This window comes from Pseudomonas sp. B37(2017) (genome assembly GCF_002112885.1).
GTDB lineage: Bacteria > Pseudomonadota > Gammaproteobacteria > Pseudomonadales > Pseudomonadaceae > Aquipseudomonas > Aquipseudomonas paraglycinae.
In genome coordinates this window covers 703,114-724,303 of sequence record NZ_NEIX01000001.1, presented here as the reverse complement: position 1 = coordinate 724,303, position 21,190 = coordinate 703,114, and the positions used below count along the sequence as shown (strand labels likewise).

The 21,190-nt window shown below is 59.6% G+C and carries 17 protein-coding genes; 16 read left to right on the top strand and 1 reads right to left on the bottom strand.

Annotated features, from left to right (window positions below; genetic code table 11):
* Positions 1-126 precede the first annotated feature (126 nt).
* Both CAF90_RS03350 and CAF90_RS03345 read left to right on the top strand, forming a co-directional pair.
* Positions 127-2,301, top strand: coding sequence for a hybrid sensor histidine kinase/response regulator (locus CAF90_RS03350; RefSeq protein ID WP_085603557.1), 2,175 nt, complete (start codon positions 127-129; stop codon positions 2,299-2,301).
* 37 nt (positions 2,302-2,338) lie between these two features.
* Positions 2,339-2,797 carry a TspO/MBR family protein gene (locus tag CAF90_RS03345; protein ID WP_085603554.1) on the top strand — a complete coding sequence of 153 codons (459 nt, stop codon included), beginning with the start codon at positions 2,339-2,341 and terminating at the stop codon, positions 2,795-2,797.
* Between the two features lie 35 nt (positions 2,798-2,832).
* On the opposite strand, the gene CAF90_RS03340 is transcribed toward CAF90_RS03345, so the two are convergent.
* Positions 2,833-3,810: an NAD-dependent epimerase gene (locus CAF90_RS03340; protein ID WP_085603551.1), complete on the bottom strand. Its 978-nt coding sequence runs from the start codon at positions 3,808-3,810 to the stop codon at positions 2,833-2,835.
* Positions 3,811-4,413: 603 nt separating this feature from the next.
* On the opposite strand from CAF90_RS03340, the gene rfaH reads away from it, so the two are divergent.
* From rfaH to CAF90_RS03270, 14 genes are all read left to right on the top strand, one after another.
* The gene (rfaH, locus tag CAF90_RS03335) at positions 4,414-4,950 is read left to right on the top strand and encodes a transcription/translation regulatory transformer protein RfaH (protein WP_085603548.1); all 537 of its coding nucleotides are present in this window, start codon (positions 4,414-4,416) and stop codon (positions 4,948-4,950) included.
* Positions 4,951-4,988: 38 nt separating this feature from the next.
* A complete protein-coding gene (locus tag CAF90_RS03330) occupies positions 4,989-6,149 on the top strand; it encodes an outer membrane beta-barrel protein (RefSeq protein WP_039768571.1) in 1,161 nt (386 codons plus the stop codon).
* Positions 6,150-6,161: 12 nt separating this feature from the next.
* Entirely contained in the window at positions 6,162-6,695 is a 534-nt protein-coding gene (locus tag CAF90_RS03325; protein ID WP_085603545.1) for a polysaccharide biosynthesis/export family protein, read from the top strand.
* Between the two features lie 2 nt (positions 6,696-6,697).
* Complete coding sequence (locus CAF90_RS03320; protein WP_085603542.1) at positions 6,698-9,010, top strand: GNVR domain-containing protein; 2,313 nt, start codon at positions 6,698-6,700, stop codon at positions 9,008-9,010.
* A gap of 148 nt (positions 9,011-9,158) precedes the next feature.
* Positions 9,159-10,550: an undecaprenyl-phosphate glucose phosphotransferase gene (locus tag CAF90_RS03315; protein ID WP_085603539.1), complete on the top strand. Its 1,392-nt coding sequence runs from the start codon at positions 9,159-9,161 to the stop codon at positions 10,548-10,550.
* 70 nt (positions 10,551-10,620) lie between these two features.
* Positions 10,621-11,961: a UDP-glucose/GDP-mannose dehydrogenase family protein gene (locus CAF90_RS03310; RefSeq protein ID WP_085603536.1), complete on the top strand. Its 1,341-nt coding sequence runs from the start codon at positions 10,621-10,623 to the stop codon at positions 11,959-11,961.
* Positions 11,962-11,974: 13 nt separating this feature from the next.
* Positions 11,975-12,679 carry a WecB/TagA/CpsF family glycosyltransferase gene (locus CAF90_RS03305; protein WP_085603533.1) on the top strand — a complete coding sequence of 235 codons (705 nt, stop codon included), beginning with the start codon at positions 11,975-11,977 and terminating at the stop codon, positions 12,677-12,679.
* A gap of 2 nt (positions 12,680-12,681) precedes the next feature.
* Positions 12,682-13,761, top strand: a complete 1,080-nt coding sequence (locus CAF90_RS03300; RefSeq protein ID WP_085605149.1) for a glycosyltransferase — start codon at positions 12,682-12,684, stop codon at positions 13,759-13,761.
* Positions 13,758-14,870: a glycosyltransferase gene (locus CAF90_RS03295; RefSeq protein ID WP_085603530.1), complete on the top strand. Its 1,113-nt coding sequence runs from the start codon at positions 13,758-13,760 to the stop codon at positions 14,868-14,870. Before CAF90_RS03300 ends, CAF90_RS03295 begins: the two co-directional genes overlap by 4 nt.
* The gene (locus CAF90_RS03290) at positions 14,867-16,180 is read left to right on the top strand and encodes an O-antigen ligase (RefSeq protein ID WP_085603528.1); all 1,314 of its coding nucleotides are present in this window, start codon (positions 14,867-14,869) and stop codon (positions 16,178-16,180) included. Before CAF90_RS03295 ends, CAF90_RS03290 begins: the two co-directional genes overlap by 4 nt.
* Positions 16,181-16,196: 16 nt before the next feature.
* Entirely contained in the window at positions 16,197-17,150 is a 954-nt protein-coding gene (locus tag CAF90_RS03285) for a glycosyltransferase family A protein (RefSeq protein WP_085603525.1), read from the top strand.
* A 13-nt stretch (positions 17,151-17,163) separates the two neighbouring features.
* On the top strand, positions 17,164-18,582 hold the full coding sequence (locus CAF90_RS03280) for an oligosaccharide flippase family protein (protein WP_085603522.1): 1,419 nt from the start codon (positions 17,164-17,166) through the stop codon (positions 18,580-18,582).
* A gap of 31 nt (positions 18,583-18,613) precedes the next feature.
* A complete protein-coding gene (gene galE, locus CAF90_RS03275; protein ID WP_085603519.1) occupies positions 18,614-19,669 on the top strand; it encodes a UDP-glucose 4-epimerase GalE in 1,056 nt (351 codons plus the stop codon).
* Positions 19,669-21,147 (top strand): family 16 glycosylhydrolase, encoded by a 1,479-nt coding sequence (locus tag CAF90_RS03270; RefSeq protein ID WP_085603516.1) that lies wholly within the window; start codon positions 19,669-19,671, stop codon positions 21,145-21,147. Before galE ends, CAF90_RS03270 begins: the two co-directional genes overlap by 1 nt.
* Positions 21,148-21,190: the final 43 nt, after the last annotated feature.

Here is a 21,190-nt window from a genome sequence, read left to right as displayed (position 1 = left end):
CCGACGACGCCACCGGTCAACGAATGAACAACCATCCAGCCAGACCGCTTCGAGATGACCACTGCCCCAGTCCGGCCTGTCCGCCCCATGAATCCGGCCCCTGAAAAACCTGACAAAGCAGGTGAAATGGATACCCTCAAACACCTTGATCGCGAAGCACTTGAGTCCGAGGTAAAGCGATTACGCGCCGCGCTGCTGAGCAATGAAGTCGACACTGAGCAAAATGTGGCGGCCCAACTGCAGGCCAGCAGAGCTGCGCTCGCCCGCAGTGAGGAACGCTTCAGCACGATTCTGGAAACCATCGAATCGGCGTTTGCCATCGTCAAAGTCAAATTCGACGCCAACGACGAGCCTGTCGACTATTACTTCGTCGAGGCCAACCCGGCGTTCGAGCGCCAGTGCGGGGTCAACCTGCGCGGCAAATGGGTGACCGAATTCGCGCCCAATCTGGAACGCTTCTGGTTCGAAACCTACGGCCACGTGGCCAAGACCGGGGAACCGGCGAACTTCGAGAATTACGCCAATACCTTTGAACGCTGGTTCGATGTGCGCGCCGTGCGGGTCGGCGATCCGGCCGACCGGCAGATCGCGATCCTGTTCAACGACGTCACCGAACGGCGCGACGCCGAGGAGCGCTTGCGCGCCAGTGAGGCGATTGCCCGGGAGAACGTCGAACGTGTGCAACTGGCCCTCGCCGCCGGCGCGATTATCGGCACCTGGCACTGGGACCTGCTGACCGATCGCTTTGCCATCGATGAAGGCTTCGCCCAGGTGTTCAACCTCGACCCGAGTCTGGGGCGCGAAGGCCTCAGTCTCGAACAAGTGATCACCAGCGTGCACCCCGACGATCGGGACGGGCTGACCACGGCGATCGACGAAGCCATTGGCCGCGGTGGCGCCTATTCCCATCAGTACCGTGTGCGCCGCGCGGACGGCAGGTACCAGTGGATCGAAGCCAACGGCCGCGTTGAGTGGGCCGATGACAACAAACCACTGCGCTTCCCTGGCGTACTGATTGACGTCGAGGAACGCCGCACCGTCGAGGCAGAGCGCGACGGGGCTATCGCCGCCTTGCGTGCGCTAAACGACACACTGGAACAGCGGGTGTCAGCGCGCACCGCCGAGTTGATGCAAGCGGAGGAAAAACTGCGTCAGTCGCAGAAGATGGAAGCGGTCGGCCAACTGACGGGCGGCCTGGCTCATGACTTCAACAATTTGCTGGCCGGCGTTTCCGGTGCGCTGGAACTGATGGGGACGCGGATCAGTCAGGGCCGGTTGAGCGAAGTCGACAAATACATGGTCACCGCACAGGGCGCGGTCAAGCGTGCCGCCGCCCTCACCCACCGCCTGCTGGCATTCTCCAGACGCCAGACCCTCGATCCGCGGCCCACCGACGTCAACATGCTGATGACCGGCATGACCGAACTGATCCAGCGTACCGTGGGCCCGAGCATTCTTCTGGAAACCATTGGCTCGCCGCAGCTCTGGCCGACACTGGTGGATGCCAGTCAGCTGGAAAACGCACTGCTCAACCTGTGCATCAACGCCCGCGATGCGATGCCCGATGGCGGGCGCATCACCATCGAGACGGCCAATCGCACCATGGACGCCGAAACCGCCAGCACGCTGGAGATTCCCGGCGGCGAGTATGTGTGTCTGTGCGTCAGCGATACCGGCACCGGCATGTCGGCGGATGTGATCGCCAAGGCCTTCGATCCGTTCTTTACCACCAAGCCGCTGGGCCAGGGCACGGGGCTGGGGCTGTCGATGATCTACGGCTTCGCCAAGCAGTCCGGCGGCCAGGTGCGCGTGCACTCGCAAGTCGACCGGGGCACCACGATGTGCATCTACCTGCCGCGTCACTGTGGCGAACCCGTGCAAAGTCCCGATGACCAGCACATCGCACCGGCCGTAGCCCCCAAGGCCAACGAGACCATTCTGGTGGTGGACGATGAACCGACCGTGCGCGCCTTGTTGACCGAAGTGCTTGGCGATCTCGGCTACAACCTGCTCGAAGCAGGCGACAGCGTTGCCGGGCTTAAGGTGTTGCAATCGAACGTGCATATTGACTTGCTGATCACCGACGTCGGCCTGCCGGGTGGCATGAACGGCCGACAACTGGCCGACGCCGGCCGGGAGATCCGCCCGAACCTGACGACACTTTTCATTACCGGATACGCAGAAAACGCAGTGATCGGCGCCGGCCAACTTGGCCCCGGCATGCAGGTGCTGACCAAGCCCTTCGCAGTCGACACGCTGGTGGCGCGGGTGATTGACCTGATGTCGTCGAGAGCCAAATAGCAACCCAAGCAGACTGGCTGCGGCCAAGGAGTGATAAATGGTGACTTTCCTGATTTTCCTGATCGCCTGCGGTGCGGCCGCCACCACCGGCATGGTTTTCAAGCCCGGCCAGTGGTACGCGCAGCTCAACAAACCGAAGTTCACGCCACCCAACTGGGTGTTTCCGGTGGCCTGGACGACGATCTATCTGCTGCTGGCCTGGGTTGGCTACCGTTTGACCATGATTCCCGGCAGTGAAATGGTCCTGGCGTTGTGGGCGGCGCAGATTGCCCTGAACACGCTGTGGACGCCGGTGTTTTTCGGTGCGCAGCGGATCGTTGCGGCGATGATCATTCTCGTGCTGCTGTGGCTGGTCGTCGCGGCGATGGTAGTCCTGGCCTTGCGCCTGGATGTGATCACCGGGTTGATCCTGTTTCCCTATCTGGCCTGGCTGTGTGTCGCTGCGGCGTTGAATTTCTCGATCATGCGCAATAACAGGGCAGGATTCGGCTCATGACCGGACGCCATCGGACCGAGAGCACGAGCCGGTGCTCAAATCCGATAATACTGGCGATACCAACTCACAAACTGCGCCACGCCCTCTTCAACTTCCACCTGGGGAGAAAACCCGATCCATTGCGCCAGTGCTGAAACATCAGCCCAGGTCTTGATGACATCGCCGGCCTGCATCGGTAACAAGTTGCGTTGGGCCTTGATGCCCAATGCCTGCTCGAGGCAGTCGACGAAATCCAGTAACGCTACCGGTTTGCCGCGCCCCAGGTTGAAAATCCGGTTGACGCCCTGCGCCTCCTTGTCCGGTTCTGGAGGCTTTGGGCACAGCCGGACGATGCTTTCGACAATGTCATCGACGTAAGTGAAGTCCCGCGCCATCTGACCCTGGTTGTAGATATCGATCGGCCGCCCTTGAAGAATGGCCTCGGTAAACTTGAACAGCGCCATATCCGGCCTGCCCCAAGGCCCGTAAACGGTGAAAAAACGCAGGCCGCTGGCCTTCAAACCGTAAAGATGGCAGTAGCTGTCGGCAAGCAGTTCATTGGCACGCTTGGTGGCGGCATACAGGGACACAGGATGCTCGACCGCATCGTCGACGCTGTATGGCAATTTGCTGTTGGCTCCGTATACCGAACTGCTGGAGGCGTAGATCAGATGCGCGGGCGGATGGTGTCGGCAGGCTTCCAGCACATTGAGAAACCCCACCAGGTTCGATTGCGCATAGGCATCCGGGTTGTCGAGTGAATAGCGAACACCTGCCTGAGCAGCCAGATGCACAACCTCGGTGAAATCATGCGTTTTGAACAACGCCATCAAGGCGGGCTTGTCGACAATATCCAGTGTTTCAAAGTTGAAACCCTGCAGACCACTCAATTGTTCAAGTCGCGCCTGTTTGAGATCCACGCTGTAGTAATCGTTAAGGTTGTCGATACCGACAACTTCCTCGCCTTGCTGCGCCAATCGTTTGACCGCGTGATACCCGATAAAGCCCGCAGCGCCTGTAACAAGAACGGTCATAATCCCTGCTCCACACAAGCCGACAGGCGATAAGTTATAGCGCTGGATGACTTATTCAGTCCAGGTTTTATAACAGCACCCAATAGTGGGGAAAGCTTTCGATCTAAATAATAGTGGCGACCATAACAGGCAGAAAAAGTTTCTACCGTTCAGCCAAAAGAATAAGTCATTAAAAAACAGTTGGTTATCCATCGGTAGAACCATTACTGGATGGATGGCGTGTTTTTTGACTGCTAACGTTTGACAGACCGTAAAGTCTGACCGATAACTACCAAGGTTGATTTTTTACAGGGCGCCAGCAATCACTTACTCGCGCCCTGTCGCTTCAGGGACAACTACTTAGTTACCTAACCTTAAGCCTGCATGAACAGACCGTGCGGTAGCTTTGCCTTCTAAAAAGTTGAACCGATGATTCCTCCAGAGGTGCCGCATAACAGAGCGAAACTTCACTGCTCGATGCACACCAATGAAACACTTTGTGATTCAACATTGAAACACTTCACAAACCCATAATAAAAAAATACTTTCGCTGACTGCCCTTACTTAGCCCTCAATAGAGCTTCTGCCTGCCATAAACTTTCGATCATCAAAGAGTTTACAAGCATGCCAGTCATCAGCTCGGACCAACCTAATTGGTACCTTTTACAATGCAAGCCACGTCAGGATGAGCGTGCCCACCTCAACCTGCTGCAACAGAATTACGTGGTCTTTCACCCCCAACTCGTCAGTGAACGCGTCATTCGCGGGAAACGACAGCGAGTCCAGGAATCCCTCTTTCCCGGATACTTGTTCATCCAACTCAGTCGTGACGACAACTGGGCACCCTTGCGCTCTACTCGGGGAGTCAGTCGTTTCGTCGAATTCAACCATGGTCCCGCAACAGTGGCCGAGCACGTCATCGAACACCTGCGTGCACGTTGCCTCGAATCAACGATGTCGGAGCCGGACGAAGCGCTGAAACCCGGAGAGAACCTGCAGATCGTCAGCGGTCCGCTCGCGCCACTGGAAGGCGTGTTCCTGGGGTTGCACGGTACCGACCGCGTCATGATCCTCCTGCAGTTTCTTAACCGTGAGCAGCCTGTCTGTTTGCCACTCAGCGTGATTGAACGTCAACAAGCCGGTGTTCACACCTATAACTAACGACTTTGCCTTACATGCCTTTGCTCAGGAGCTCTAACATGGCTTTAAAGTCACGATGCCCTGTCGCACTGATGATGGCCTGCCTCTATCCGGAAATGGCCTGGAGCATCAATCCGCAAGCCATTGATGTTTACGGATTCGACTTCACGCCATCCTTCCTGTTTTCAGAAAGTTATGACGACAACTTTCGCGAGTTGGAAAACAGCAAGCAGTCCTCCATGGTCACCAAGTTGGCGCCCTCTTTCGAGCTCAAGGCCGAGGATCGCAACAGCGCCACCCGGCTCATCTGGCAACCCACTCGCTACATTTATCACGACGAGTCGGATGCCTCGAACACGGCACAACGCGTGCGAGCGGACAGCATCATGGAGTTTACCGACCGGCATCGCCTGAAGCTTGATGCTGAGTACCGGAAATGGGAGCGCACTGAATCGACGGCGGTCGAAGGCATCAACGACAAGCTCAACAACAAACGCGTGGGGGGGCTCTACACCTTCGGGGCGAAAAGCGCTGACAATCAAATCGATCTCGGGGCCAGTTACGCCCAACTGCGCTACGACAACGCTGATGGCATCAACGACGACAAGGAACGCAATACCACTGCCCTGACGAGCACCTGGTATCACCGCATCGGCAGCAATACCCGGGGTCTGGTGGAATATAACCACACCGACTTTGATTACCAGCAGGCCAACAGCCCGCGCAGCAGTAAATCCGATGCCGTCATGGCCGGTGCCGTATGGGATTTCACGGCACGCACGACGGGTAAAGTCCGCGTCGGTTACGAGAAAAAGAACTTCGACAACAGCGAATCCAAAGACCTCGATAACCCGACCTGGCAAGTGGACTTGCAATGGAAACCGCGAACCTATTCGACGTTTACCTTCGTCGCTCGCCAGGCCCTCGCCGAGGGTGACGATGGCGCTGATGCCGTGAAGTCGACCTTCACCCAGGTCGGCTGGCGTCACGGCTGGACTGAACGGATTACTACCGTGGCCCAGGCCGGTTACGGGCGTTATGTCTACGAAGGCCAAAGCCGTACCGACAATCTTCAGGACTACAACCTGGCCGTGGTGTACGCCATGCGCCGTTGGCTGGATATCGAACTGGGTTATCGATATCGCGACAACGATTCCGATGCCGACAATGAAAGCTTCACCCGCAACGTGTTCCAGATCAGCTTCAACGTCAGCCTTTAAGAGGGTTTCGACATGAACGCTCGCTTGGTTTTTATTTTGTTCGCGTTGTTTCTCACTCCTCACACCTACGCGGCAGATCCCGACACGCAATACAAACTGGCTGCCGGCGACGTGTTACGAATCATCGTTTTCGGTGAGCCGGAATTAAGCATGAAAAAGATCCGGCTCAGTGACGCCGGCACCTTTTCCTATCCGTTCCTGGGCGAGATTTCCGCCAAGGGGCTGACTCCCGGCCAGGTCGAGAAAATCATCGTCGACGGGCTCAAGCAGGGTTATCTGATCGACCCGAAAGTCAGTCTCAGCCAGATCGAATACCGCTCGTTCTACATCAATGGCGAAGTGAAAAAGCCCGGCAGCTACCCGTTCGTGCCCGGACTGACACTGGAGAAAGCCATCGCGCTGGGCGGCGGCCTGACCGAGCGCGCCTCGATGAAACGAGTAACCATCTTGCGCGGCGATGGTGGCGCGACCGTGACCGATAACGTTACGCGAAGCACCACGATTGCCCCCGGCGATACCATTTCCATTGCACAAGGCTTTTTCTGATCATGGACAACAGCCCTAGCAACTACGTCGAACGTCCTCTTCAAGCGCATCTGCATCCGCAGCACGCCGAAGACAAGGACACCCTGGATCTGCTCAATCTGTGGAGGGTCATCTGGCGCGCCAAATGGAGCATCGGGTGGCTGGTTCTGCTGAGCTGCGCATTGGCGGCCGCTGTGGTCTCCAGCATCACGCCGCAATACATTGGCAGCACCACCCTGCTGTTCAACGACAAGACACCTCCGCTGATGTCCTTCCAGCAAGTCAAGGACTCAGGCGGCAACGCCACTGATTACTTGCAGACCCAGCAGGCGCTCCTGCAATCGCGGGACCTTGCCGAACGCGCGGTGAAAAAACTCGGCCTGACGACCCACCCGGTCACCGACCCGCGCCAGCAGCCAAAGCCCTGGTTTGCTCCGCGCCAATGGCTGGCCAATCTGGACCTTGATCAATGGATCCCGGGATTGGGTCGATTTTTACCGCCGAAGAAAGAGGAGCTCACTGAAGCAGAGGTCTTCAATCAGGTCACGCAGAACCTCATGCTGCACACCAGCGTCAAGTTCGTTGGCAAAAGCCAGTTGCTCGAAATCGAAGTCGAGTTGCCAGACCCTGTTCTCGCAGCGGCGGCGGCCAACGCACTGGCTCAGGGCTTTACCGACAGCCAGCTCGATACCAGCGAGAAATCGTCGCAAACGACCACGGCGTGGATGAACACACGCCTGATCAAGCTGCGCGATAATCTGCGTGCGGCCGAGAAAAAACTGCAGGGTTACCGCGAAGAACAAGGTCTGGTGGATGTTGGAGGCGTCGCCACCATCAGCGCCAACGAACTGGAAATGACCGGTAACCGCATGGTCGACGCCCGTCGCAACCGCGCTGAAGCCGAGAGCGAGTATCGGCAGGCCAAGGCCTTGGGCAACGGCGATCTGAGCCGGCTCTCCAGCGTGCCTGCGGTCTTGAGCAATCCCCTGGTGCAGAAATTCCAGGCCGATCGCGCTGTGGCTCAAGCCAAGGTCGATGAACTGGCGGGACGCTACGGTCCGAAGCACCCGAGCCTGATTTCCGCACAAACCGAGTTGCGCACCGCCACCACCAGCCTGCAATTGCAGGTCCAGCAAGTGGTGGCCGGTATCGAGCGGCAATACCAGCTCGCCACGGCGAGTGAAGCGTCGCTGCGTCAATCCTTCAATAGCAACAAGGCGCAAATCCAGGACATCGCGCGCAAAGAATTCCAGTTGCGCGAGTTCCAGCGTGAGGTCGACAGCACACGCGCGCTGTATGAAACCTTCGTCACCCGTCTGAAAGAAACCACGGCCACCGCCGACATGGACTCGACGAAAGTGCGCATCGTCGACCCGGCCATCGTTCCAGTCGACGCAAGCAAACCCCGCAAGACATTGATTGTCGCAATCGTCGGGCTGGTCGCTGCGGTCATCGGCGTCGGGCTGGCACTGCTCTTCGAAAGTCTGAGCAATACCTTCAAAACCGATGAGACGGTCGAGAGCGTGTTGAATGTTCCACTGCTCAGCGTCGTGCCGCTGGTGATAAAGAAAAGTCGCCGGCAACTGGCGCGCCTGTTCGAGGACAACGACAACCCGCGTTTTTCCGAGACCATTCGCAACCTGCGCACCTGGTTGATGTTGCAAAGCAGCGAAAAACCGTCACAAGTGGTGCTCGTGACCTCCACGGTTGCCGGCGAGGGTAAAAGCACCATCGCCACCAACCTCGCCAGTTCGCTGACACCGCTGGAACGCGTGCTGCTGATCGATGCCGACATGCGTCAGCCAACCCTGTCGCTGAACTTTGATTTTCCGCCGGACAGCCCCGGACTGGCGAATGTCATTGCCGGCACGGCCAGGCTTGAAGACTGCATTGTTTCAGTGGGCAATCTGGACATGCTGCCGGCCGGGAAGGTCTTGCCGCCGTCGCTGGATATGTTCGTTGCGCCGCGCCTGCCGTCCCCTGGCGATCCGCTCAACCCGGTTCAGCCACCGCCACAGGATTTGCTCAGCTCGCCGCGCATGGCGCGCATGCTCGAGGCGCTCAGATCACGTTATCGCCACATCATTATCGACTCACCCCCTGCGGAGATGATCAGTGACGCGCTGTTGCTGGCCAGACATTCCGATGCGGTGATCTATGTCGTCAAGGCTGACAGCACCTCGATCAGCCAGGTTCAGCGAGGGATTGCCATGTTGCAACAAAGCCATGTGCCGGTCTTTGGCACGGTGCTCAACCAGGTCGACCTGCGCAAGGCGCGCAAGTACGGCTACCACCACTCCCGGGCGTTCTATAACTACGATTTCGCGCCCAGGTAACCATCGGGCGCATACGCCCGCCGCTACGCCCTCTTCTGCCAACGCACCACTCGCTTCACCTCCGCCGAGCTACGGAAAAGCCATCGGGAGACACGTCGTGTCTGCTCGATTCGCGCTGATGCATGAATGCTGTCTTGAGGTTAAGCCTATGACTTCGCTTTATACCGCTCACATGACACACCGCCGAGGCCTGACGTTCTGGGGCCAGTGGCTGTGCGCACTGTCGCTGGTGACAGCGCTGTTGATGCTGCTCGTGCAGTGGCGCGTCGGCAGTCTGACCAGTGAATACCGCATCCTGATCATTCTGACCGTGCTCGGCTCGGTGCCGATCTACAGCGTGATGCAGGTCTACCACAAGCGTCATGGCTTGCTGGTCGGGCTTGGCAGGTTGCTGGCCGGTTGGTTGATCCTGCTGGCCGTTCTGGCGGCGATTGCGTTCTTCACCCAGACCAGCGCCATTTATTCACGCCAGGTGATCATGGTCTGGGCGGTGCTGGGCTTCGTGGTTCAGGCCTTGAGCTTTTTGCCCCTGCATTACCTGGCCCGCCTGTATTCGCGCAGGGTCTGCAACGGACGCCGCTCGGTGATCATCGGTACCTGCCCGACGGCCCATGAACTGGCGAAAAAACTGTCGCTGCCGAACCGCGCGCTGCTGCTGGGCTTCATCGCCGCTGCCGACAGCAGTGGCCCCGCGCCCAGCATTCTGCCGTTGCTAGGCCACGTTTCCGCCATCCGCGAGATCATCACGGGCCTGGAAGTGCGTCGCGTCTATATCGTGCTGCCGATGGCCCATGCCGCCACCATCGAAGCGCTCTACATCGACCTGTTGGACATGAATGTCGACGTGGTGTGGATTCCGGATTTCGGCAGCATGGTGTTGCTCAACCATTCGATCTCGGAAATCGAGCGGATGCCGGCCATCTACCTCAACGAGAGCCTGCTCAGCTCGCACCCTGCCAGCCTGTTTTGCAAGGATCTGTTTGAACGCAGCCTCGCCGGCCTGGCCATTGCTCTGCTCAGCCCCTTGCTGCTGGTGGTGGCCGTTGCCGTCAAGCTCACCTCCGCAGGCCCGGTGCTGTTCAAGCAGAACCGTCATGGTTGCAACGGTGAAGTGATCAAGGTCTGGAAGTTTCGCTCCATGCACGTCCACGACGACCAGGAGGTTCGCCAGGCCACCCGCAACGATGACCGCCTCACGCCGATCGGCGGCTTTCTGCGCCGCAGTTCCATCGACGAATTGCCTCAGCTGTTCAATGTCCTGTCCGGCCGGATGGCCCTGGTCGGCCCGCGCCCGCATGCCGTCACCCACAACATTTATTACACCGGCAAGGTGCGCGCCTACATGGCCCGGCATCGCCTCAAGCCGGGAATCACCGGCCTGGCCCAGATCACCGGCCATCGTGGCGAAACAGAGACCGTGGAAAAAATGCAGCTGCGCGTTGCCCAGGACCTCAACTACATCAACCAGTGGTCGCTGTGGCTCGACATCAAAATCCTTATCAAGACCCCCTTCACGCTGTTCTCGAAAAACATCTATTGAGCCCCTGTGTCACTTCTGCCGCTCCCCTGCCCGACCGTTGATAACCGTCACGACGACCTGAGGTTCGACCATGAATGTGAGCGTATTCGGTATTGGTTACGTAGGCCTTGTCCAGGGTGCTGCATTGGCCGAGGTCGGGCACAACGTGCTCTGCGTCGACGTCGACGCGGGCAGGGTCGAGGCGCTGAAAGAAGGCACGCTGCCGATCTACGAGCCTGGCCTCAAGAGTCTGGTACGCGACAATTATCAAAGCGGCCGGCTGCGGTTCGGCACAGACCTGGTGGACGCCGTTCACCATGGCGATGTGCTGTTGATCGCCGTCGGCACGCCGCCCGACGAAGACGGTTCGGCGGATCTCAAATACGTGCTGAGCGTGGCGCAGACCATCGCGCTGAACATGGATCGGCATCAGATCATCGTCGACAAATCCACCGTGCCGGTCGGTACGGGTGACCGGGTGCGAGCGTGTATCGGGCAGGTACTGGCCGACAACGGTCGCAGTGACCTGACGTTCGACGTGGTTTCAAACCCGGAATTTCTCAAGGAAGGCTGCGCGGTCGAAGACTGCATGCGCCCGGACCGGATCATCATCGGCACCGACAGCCCGCGTGCCGAAGAGGTCATGCGCGAACTGTATGAGCCGTTCAATCGCAGCCGCGAAAAAATCATCGTCATGGACGTTCGCAGCGCTGAACTGACCAAGTACGCCGCCAATTGCATGCTGGCGACCAAGATCAGTTTCATGAACGAAATGGCCTGCCTCGCTGAAAAGCTCGGCGCCGACATCGAAAAGGTGCGCCACGGCATCGGTGCCGACCCACGCATCGGTTACCAGTTTATCTACCCCGGTCTCGGCTACGGCGGCTCGTGTTTTCCCAAAGACGTGAAGGCACTGATACAGGCGGCCAACGGTGTAGACATCGACGCCCGGGTGCTCAAGGCCGTGGAGTCGCGCAATCAGGAGCAGAAGGCCAGCCTGTTCCGCAAAGTGTTCGATCACTTCGACGGTCACCTGCGCGGCAAGACGTTTGCCCTGTGGGGGTTGAGTTTCAAACCCAACACCGACGACATGCGCGAGGCCCCCAGCCGCGTACTGATGGAGGCGTTGTGGCAAGCCGGCGCCAGCGTGCAGGCGTTCGATCCCAAAGCCATGGAAGAGGCCCAGCGCTTATACGGCTCGCGCGATGACCTGACCCTGACAGGCACCAAGGAAGCGGCGCTGAAAAATGCCGACGCCCTGATCATCGTCACCGAGTGGCAATCGTTCCGGGCGCCGGACTTCGACCGGCTCAGCCAGTTGCTCAAACAGCCGTTGATTTTCGACGGACGCAATCTGTTCGATCCGCAGCGGTTGAGCAAACGCGGTTTCACCTACGTCTCCGTGGGTCGGCAGACCCCTTCAGTTCTCTGAGAGGAGCCGCGCCATGTTCAAGCTGGAGATAGTCGGGCATTACTCGGCGAAATTACTGGAGGCCAACCAGGCCTATTCCTTCATCAACTTTGCCTCGATCGGCAGCTTTTTCGAGCAGAACCCGAGCACCGTTGCCTATTTCTGCGACGGCATGCTGATGTCGACCTTCATGTCTCGCGTCACCGGCAGAACGATTGGCCGGGTCAGCTTCGACTTCACCTCGATAGCCGACGTCGTGCTGCGCAGCGCCGAGCAACAGGGCAAACGCGTCTATTTCGTCGGCGCCCGACAAGCTGAACTCGACCTGTTCATCAGCAAGATCAAAACCCTTTATCCGCAACTGAGCATCGCCGGCTATCACAACGGCTATTTCGACGCCGCCCAGGCCGAAGGCATTCGGGCTGACATCTGCCGCAGTGCAGCGGACATTCTGATCGTCGGCCTGGGCGCCGGACTGCAAGAGCAGTTCGAACAGGATGCCCTGCGCGCAGGCTTTCGCGGGGTCGCCTTCACCTGTGGCGGGTTCATCCGGCAAGAAGCCCTGGCGACGCGGCAGTACTACCCGGCACTGATCAATCGACTGCACCTGCGCGCGTTCTATCGCATGTACCGCGAGCCCCACACGATCAAGCGCTACCTCATCGATTACCCCACCAACTTCCTGCACCTGCTGAACATGATCGTTCGACACAAAGTCGCCATCCGCGTTGGGGAATGACCATGCACATCCTGTTTATCCTCAAGGATTTCAAGCCCGGCGGTGGCGTCGAGCGCGTTCAGCAACGGTTGTCCGAGCAGTTTCTCAAGGACGGCCGGCGTGTGAGTTTTTTCGTCATGAACGCAGACATGCCCGACACCCGGGACATTCAATGCTTCAGCGGTGGTGGCAGCGGCATTGCCGGCCTGTTCAAGTCCATCGTATTGCTGCGCCGGCTCATACAGCGTGAAGGCGTCACCCACCTCATTTCCGCCAAGGAACAGGCGAACCTCTGCACGTGGTTCGCCACCCTGGGCAGTGCCTGCAAGGTCATCTACAGCCGCCACGCGACACTCGATTGCAGCGAACAGAAAACCGGCCCCTCAAGCCTGCGCCTGCTCTACACCTTGTACTTGTGTGGCAGCGGCAAGGTGGTGACGGTTTCCTCGGCCCTGCGCCAGACCCTCGCCGATGCCGTGCCTTGGGGGCGGCAGCGCATCCGTTATTGCCCCAATGCCGTCGTCACCGATCAACTGTTCGAGGCCGCCCAGGCACCGCAACCCGCCGGTTTCCCCCGCAACTACTGGTTGGGCCTGGGGCGTCTGGTCGAGCCCAAAGGGTTTCACCTGCTGCTGGACGCTTATGCGTTGGCGCTACGCAGCGCAGCGCTGCCGGATCTGGTGATCGTCGGCGATGGCCCGTTGCGCGAAGCACTGGTCACTCAGGCCAATCAGTTGGGTATCGCGCAACGGGTGCACTTCAGCGGCTTCCTCAGCAATCCCTATCCCGTGCTCAGGCACGCCCGGCTGTTCATTTTGAGCTCCCTGCAAGAAGGCATGCCGACCGTGCTGATCGAGGCGTTGGCGCTGGGCACGCCGGTGCTGGCGTGCGATTGCGAGACCGGGCCGAGAGAGTTGCTGGACCACGGCCGGCTTGGCCAGCTGGTTATCGTCAACGATGTACAGGCGCTGGCCGACGGCATGCTGCGACACCTGACCCTGCGCAATGACATTTCCTGCAGCGACAAGACGCTCACTGCCACCCTGCGCCCGTACACCAGTCAGTACGCGGCGCAGGCGTATTACCAGGTCTGGAATCAATGAAAAAGTTACTGATCATCCTCCATGACCTCAGCGCCGGCGGCGCTGAAAAAATGATGGCGCGCCTCGCCAAGGCACTGGTGGATGCGGGCAATGACGTGACATTGCTGATGCTCACCGGCGGAGGCATTCACGCAGCCCATCTCGACCCGCGGGTGAAAAAGGTTGAATTGCACAGCCCGCGCAGCGTCCGTGCGGTGCCGGCACTCACGCGATTTCTGCGTGCCAATCGCTTTGACGCCCAACTGGCGGCTCTCACCCACGTCAACGTGGTGGCGATCGTCGCGGCGGCCCTGTCCGGCACGCTGGCCCGGCTGCACGTCAGCGAGCGCAATGCCTTTTCCCATGACCGGCACGTGAACCCCGACTTCATGGTGCGGATGGCTTATCGGGTGGCACCGCTGCTTTACCGGATGATTCCCAACCCGGTGATCTGTGTATCGCGCGGTGTCGCCCAGGATCTGGTCGATACCACCCTCGCCCGGCGCCAGGACGTGACCATTGCCGACAATCCGGTGCTCGACAACGACTTTCGCGAGAAGACGCCGGGACTGCCCCGCCACCGCTGGCTGCTGGAAAAGTCCGGCACGGTGATTGTCGCCGTGGGGCGCCTGGCGCCGCAAAAAGGTTTCGACACGCTGATCACAGCGTTCGCGGCATTGCCGGACCCTCGTGCCCGCCTGATCATTTTTGGCGAAGGTGCCCTCAGGGCCGCACTGCTGGAACAGGCGAAACAGCTGGGGGTGGCGGAGCGCTTCGATCTGCCGGGCTATGCCGATGATCCCCTGGCAGAAGTGGCCGCAGCCGATTGTTTCGTACTGTCGTCGCGTTTCGAGGGCAGTCCCAACGCGCTGGTCGAGGCGTTATCCACCGGCACACCGGTGGTGGCGACCCGCTGCCCCCACGGTCCGCAAGACATCCTCGTCGGTGGTCTGGTGGCGCCGCTGGTCGCTGTCGATGATCCCATCGCCCTGGCGCAGGCCATCGCCGAGCAACTGTCCATACCGCGCGATCTGCAGCGTCAGTCACGCCTCGATGCAGCCGCGCGATTCATGAGTGCCAGCGCGGTGCAGACCTACCTCAGAGCGTTGATCGGGAGCCCGTCATCATGAGCACACTGACGATCAGGTATTCGACGTTACGCGACGCCTTCACCGTGTTCGGCATTCTTTTCTACATCCAGGTAATTACCTTTGTCCTCAATCTGGGCGGTGCTTCCAGTTTTGGCGACATCAACAAAGACCTCGAAGGCAACGTCGCCAATCAGGTCTGCGGCCTCATCACCCTGCTGGTGCCGCTGTTCTTTTTCATCCGCAACAAGGTATTCCTCAGCAAGACCTTTTATCGCAGCAACTTCTTCCTGCTGGTGTTCCTGCTCTGTGTCATCGCATCGATCGGCTGGTCCCACGACCCGATGCTCAGTCTCAAGCGGTTCATCGCCCTGCTCGGCGTGGTGTTTTTTGCCGGTTTTCTTGCCTATAACTACTCCCTTGAAAAAATCACCTTCATGCTCGGTTGCGCCATCGGCATAGCTGCATTGATCGGGTTGTTGCTCGCCGTGGTCATGCCTGAAGTGGCGTTCCTCTCCGGGGGCATTCGCGATGGCGCATTCAAAGGCGTTTTCGCCGAAAAGAATGCCGGCGCCCGGCTCAACGCGATCGCCATCGTGCTGTTGCTGCCGATGATCCGGCAGCGCAATCGCTGGGCACTCTTCTGTTCATTCTTTTCGCTGGTTGCCATCCTGCTTGCCCAATCAGCCACCGGCGTGGCGCTGATCATTTCCGGCACGATCAGCTACTGGTATTTCCTCACGATGATCCGCCTGGGCATCAATCGCTCACAGCTGCTGTTCCTGGGATGCACCCTGCTTTACCTGCTGGTTTGCCTGTTTCTGTACAGCAACTTTGCGGTGCTGCTGGAAATGGCCGGTCGCGACCCGTCACTCACCGATCGCACGTTGATCTGGGAACTGCTCGCGCCTTTCATCGACAGCCAGTTTCTCAAGGGCTACGGCTTCGGCGCCTTCTGGTCCAGCCCTGATGCCGATGCGTTCATTACCCGCTGGGGTTACATCGGCAACGCCCACAGCGGCTACATGGAAACCCTGCTCAACGGCGGCCTCATCCAGTTGACGGCGCTGGCGCTGATGTTCGGTGAAGCACTGTTCAAGCAATACCGCGCCGTGACGGCGAATCAGGCAGCCCGGTTTCGCGCCAGTGCGCTGGTCATCATCGGCCTGTTCGCCATCACCAACTATGTGGCCTACGTGATTCCCAACTACCGCTCCGCCGAGTTCCTGGTGTTCTGCACGCTGGCCCTGACCTTCCGGCACCACCACGCGACCTATCCCGAATCCTCACCGGCAGCGCTGCGTCAGCGTTCGTCGGGCAGCGCACTACCGCGCGATTCCGCCAGCGCGTAACCCAAGGAGAATCACCGTGCCAAACCAAGCTCCCCGTTCAGCAGATTCAGTGTGCGTCGTCATTCCGATGTACAACGGCGCCGACAGCATCGAGCAGACACTGACCTCCCTGGCTCGGCAAACCCGACTGCCCGATCACGTCATCGTCATCGACGACGGGTCCACCGATGACGGACCACAGCGGGTTCGAGACTTCACCGCGCCGTTTCGCCTGACCCTGTTGCAGCAAGCCAACGAAGGCCAGGCCAGTGCCCGTAACCATGGGATGCGGCACTCTAAAGAGACGTTTGTGGCGATGCTCGACGCCGATGATCAATGGCATCCGCGAAAGCTGGAGTTACAACTGGCACTGTATGACGAACTCACCCGCCAGGGCCGGCCGGTCGGGCTGATCGACTGCTATGCGCAGGTCAATTACAGCGATGGCAGGCGCCAGCTGGACGACCGGCTCAAGCACGGCAGGCATTTCTACGATTTCATCCACGCCAACGTCGTCAATGGCGTCTCGACCGCGCTGGTCAAACGTGACGTGATCATGCAACTCGGCGGCTTCGATGCCAGCCTGCGTTATTCCGAAGACCGCTTCATGTGGACCCGGATCGCCGAGCACTGGGAGATCCACACGGTGCCGGAGGTGCTGCTGGAGCGCACGGTCAATGGCGGCAACATGACCGCGAATCCGAAAAAGTACTACCAGAACAAAATCCGCTTCATCGAGGTGTACCTCGCCCGCTACGGCACGCAACTGACCCGCCAGCAGCGGATCGATTTCGAGCTGGGCAACCACACCGATTTTCTCGAAGCATTTTCCCGACGTGGCGAGCATGACCAGGTCCTCGGCGTGTACCGGCGAATGCTCGATTGCTCCTGGCAGGCCCTGATCTTCGCCAGCGGCAAACCGACCTTGCGCTACCTCTATGCCCGCGCCAGAACCTTGCGCAAGACAACGGCGTCAACCACGGCTCATTGAACCGGTATCCGCCATGGCCAACCATCGCCTGATGACATTGACCTGGATCTTCACCGAAAAATTCGGCCTGATCCTGCTGTCGATGATTACCTTCGTCGCTTACGCCAGGCTGCTGTCGCCAGCCGAGCTGGGTGTGGGCACGGTGATCATTGCCATCGTCGAACTGATCGGTCTGGTGTATTCGTCGGTGCTGGAAGACCCGCTGGTACGACTTGAGCGGCTGGAAGACAAACACATCAGCACAGCCTACTGGGCGGCGGTGCTCGTCAGTCTGGTAAGCATCGGCGTTATTTCGGGCGCCGTCATGCTGTACACCCCGGATCCGGTGCTGCAATGGATGACGGCGGTCGCCTCGCTGAAGATCCTGTTCACCATGATGGCGCGGGTCTATGTGGCGCAGATGCGCCGCAGCAGCAACTTCAGGATGCTGGCGTCGCGCACGCTGCTGGGCAAGGTGGCGGGTGGCGTCGGCGGGATTGCCGTTGCGCTTTGGGGACTGGGTGCGTGGGCGGTCATTGCCCAGGCGCTGATCATGGAGCTGGTGTCGATCATTGTGTTGATGCGCGCAGACCCGCGACGCATCCCCTTTCACATCGAAGGTCCGATCCTGCGCGAGTTGTTGAAGTCCGGCGCACCGGTGGCCATCAACGCGCTGAGCTCGCAAACCTTGCAGCGCGGGGTCAACGTGGTTCTGGGCATCACCGCCGGCGCGAACGCCGTCGGCATGTTCAACATGGCGATGCGCATCATCGAGCTGCCACGCACCGCCATCTACAACGGTTTGCTGAGCTATGCGCTGCCGGCGTTCTCCCGGCGCAGCGCAGAGCCCAAACGATTGATCGGGATCATTGGCGATTCAACCGCTGTCAGCGGTTTTCTGCTGACGCCGCTGTTCATCGGCATCGCACTCACGGCAAACGATCTGATCCTGCTGATCTTCGGCGCCAAATGGGCCGAAGCCATTCCTCTGCTGCAAGTGCTGGCCTGCACGGCAGCCATCGGCAACAGCGCCATGTACGCCACCACCGCACTAGTGGCGGTCAACCGCAGCCACCTCACAATCAAGGCCGAAGTGCTGACCACCGCGCTGGCCCTGGCGCTGGTCTACACCCTCGGCAACCTGTACGACGGCATGGCCGCAGCCGGCGCTCTGTTTGCGCGAATGCTGGTCATCACGCCGCTGCAGATCCGTGGCCTCAACACGGCGGTCGGTTACAGCTGGCGCGGCTTTTTCGAAGCCAGTTACCGCAGCGTTATCGCTTCACTGGTCATGGCGGCAACCGTGCTGGTCGTGCTACCGCAGCTGGGACTACAGGGCTATCTGCACTTGATCGGCAGCATCGTGGTCGGCGTGCTGAGTTATGCCGTGGGTTACAGCGTCATGCACCCGCACTGGCCACAGGAATTCAAATCGGTTTTCACCTCCCGCTGAGTTCAGTCCCTCGAGACAGGAAGACCTCATCATGCGCAAAACCACGTTGATTACTGGCGGGGCCGGCTACATCGGCTCGCACACGGCTTTGGCCCTCATTAACGCCGGCCACAAGGTGTTGGTGCTCGACAACCTGTGCAACAGCTGTCGAGAGTGCATCCGGCGCCTTGAACAACTGACCCTGACCCGCGTCGACTTCATCAAGGGCGATATTCGCGATCCGGTGCTGCTCGACGATATCTTCAGCCGGTACGACATCGAGGCCGTGGTGCACTTTGCCAGTCTCAAATCCGTCGAGGAAAGCGTGCGCAAGCCGCTGGACTACTACGTCAACAACGTTGCCGGCACGCTTGGCCTGTGTCAGGCGATGGCCCGCAATAACGTATTCCGGCTGGTGTTCAGCTCCTCAGCCACGGTGTACGGGGAGCCGACACGCACGCCGATTGCCGAAGATTTCGGCACCGGCAAACCGGTCAATCCCTATGGCCGCACCAAGCTGATGATCGAAGAGTTGCTGACGGATCTGTGCGCCTCCGATCCGCGCTGGAGCATCGGTTTATTGCGCTACTTCAATCCAATCGGCGCCCACGAAAGCGGAATGATCGGCGAAGACCCGAGCGGCCGCCCCAACAACCTGTTGCCGTGCCTGACCCAGGTTGCCATAGGCCGGATACCCGAACTCACGGTGTACGGCAGCGACTATCCCACCGTCGACGGGACCTGCGTGCGCGACTACATCCACGTGGTCGACCTGGCCATCGGTCACCTCAAGGCACTGCAAGTGCTGCAGCACAACAACGGGATTCACTTCTGGAACCTCGGCACGGGCGTTGGCTACAGCGTGCTGCAGATCATCCACAGTTTCGAGGACATCACCGGCATCAGCATTCCCTACCGCTTCGCCCCTCGACGTCTCGGTGACATCGCCAAATGCTGGGCCGATCCAGGCAAGGCAGGACGCGAACTGGGCTGGAGCGCACAGCGCGGCCTGGAACAAATGATCACCGATACCTGGCGCTGGCAGTCGTGCAATCCGCAGGGGTATCAATCTTCATTCAAGATTCCGGCACCCGTTGCGGTGAAGTGATGCCGATGTTCAAGGAATGTCTGCTGGCCGCGCTGTTTTCGGTTTCGCTGGCAAGCAACGCCGCGCAGGCGCCTCCTGCTGTGCCGAGTACCGGGCTCGTGTTGTGGCTGGACGCCGCCGACGCGTCGACGATGAGCCTGGATGCGCAGAACCGTCTCCAGCGCTGGAGCGACAAATCAGGCAAGGCCAATGATGCGACAGTCGATGGCGCTTCTTCGCCGCCACAACGGATGGAGAACAGCCTCAATGGCCAGTCAGTGGTGCGCTTGAGCGGTAACTCGGGATTACTGGGCCGGGCCCTGCGCACGGCCAAAGGGTCTGCGACCGTACTGATCGTGTCCCGTCGGTTGCCGGAGCAGGCCGGCGTCGATCCCTGGCAACGGTTGTTCAGTTCGCGACCGCAAGCCGCCAGCAACGATAACGTGCTGCCGAATTTCGCTGTCAGCCTGTCGCAAACCGGTGCCTATGAACCGACGGTTTCTGTCCTTGAGCTGCAGGACGTGCCACTGGGACCGTATGGCGTGGGGCGCAATGCCGTCGGTAATGCCGAAAACTTTCGCGGCGACATCGCCGAAGTCCTGGTGTATGACCGCCCGCTTGCCTCGCTCGCGGAGCGCCAGCGCGTATTTCGGTACCTGGCAGACAAGTGGACCGTGGCCATACCGGTTCAGGCCGATACCTGGACACGTGTCGGCCCCCTGGACGCGCTGCCGTCCCACATCCATCCGGATCTGCCGTTGTCCGATCAGGCCAATGCCGGCCGGTGGTTGCTCAACACGACACTGTCCGACGAGTTCGATGGCACCACCCTCGATCGCACACGCTGGCACGTCAACAATGCTATCGGCAACGAGTCGCTGGGACGCAAGCCGGCGTTGTTCACCGAGCGCAATGCCAGCGTCAGCAACGGCCATCTGAAGATTGTCTTTCGCAAGGAAACCTTGCCACCGAAGTACGTCCAGCTCGGTTTCAAGGATTACACCTCAGCCATGGTTCGTACCCTCGAACGTGGCTTCTACGGCTATTACGAAGCCCGTGCCAAACCCATGAACTCTGCGGGTTCCAGCGCATTCTGGCTGGCGTGGACAGGGATGGCCGACAACGCCACCGAAATCGATATCTTTGAAATCGGCGGCAAGACCAAAGAAGCGGCTTCAGACCGCGCCTACAACATGAACGCCCACCTTTGGGCCACGCCACAGAGCACCGAACATATCGCCAACGGCAGCACCTGGACCAGCCCCTGGCGGCTGGCCAGTGACTTTCATGTCTACGGCTTCGACTGGCAGCCCGATACCCTGCGCTGGTACGTCGATGGCGTGCTGGTCAGGGAGTCGAAGAACAACCACTTTTTCTACCCCATGCAGATCGTCTTTGACAGTGAGGCCATGTGGAAATGGTTCGGCGTGGTCGACGATGCTGACCTGCCCTCCACGTTCGAAGTCGATTACATCCGCATGTGGCTACGCAGTCCTTGAGCAACCCTACACCGCTTTGGCCTTGAGTCGAATTTCACACGAC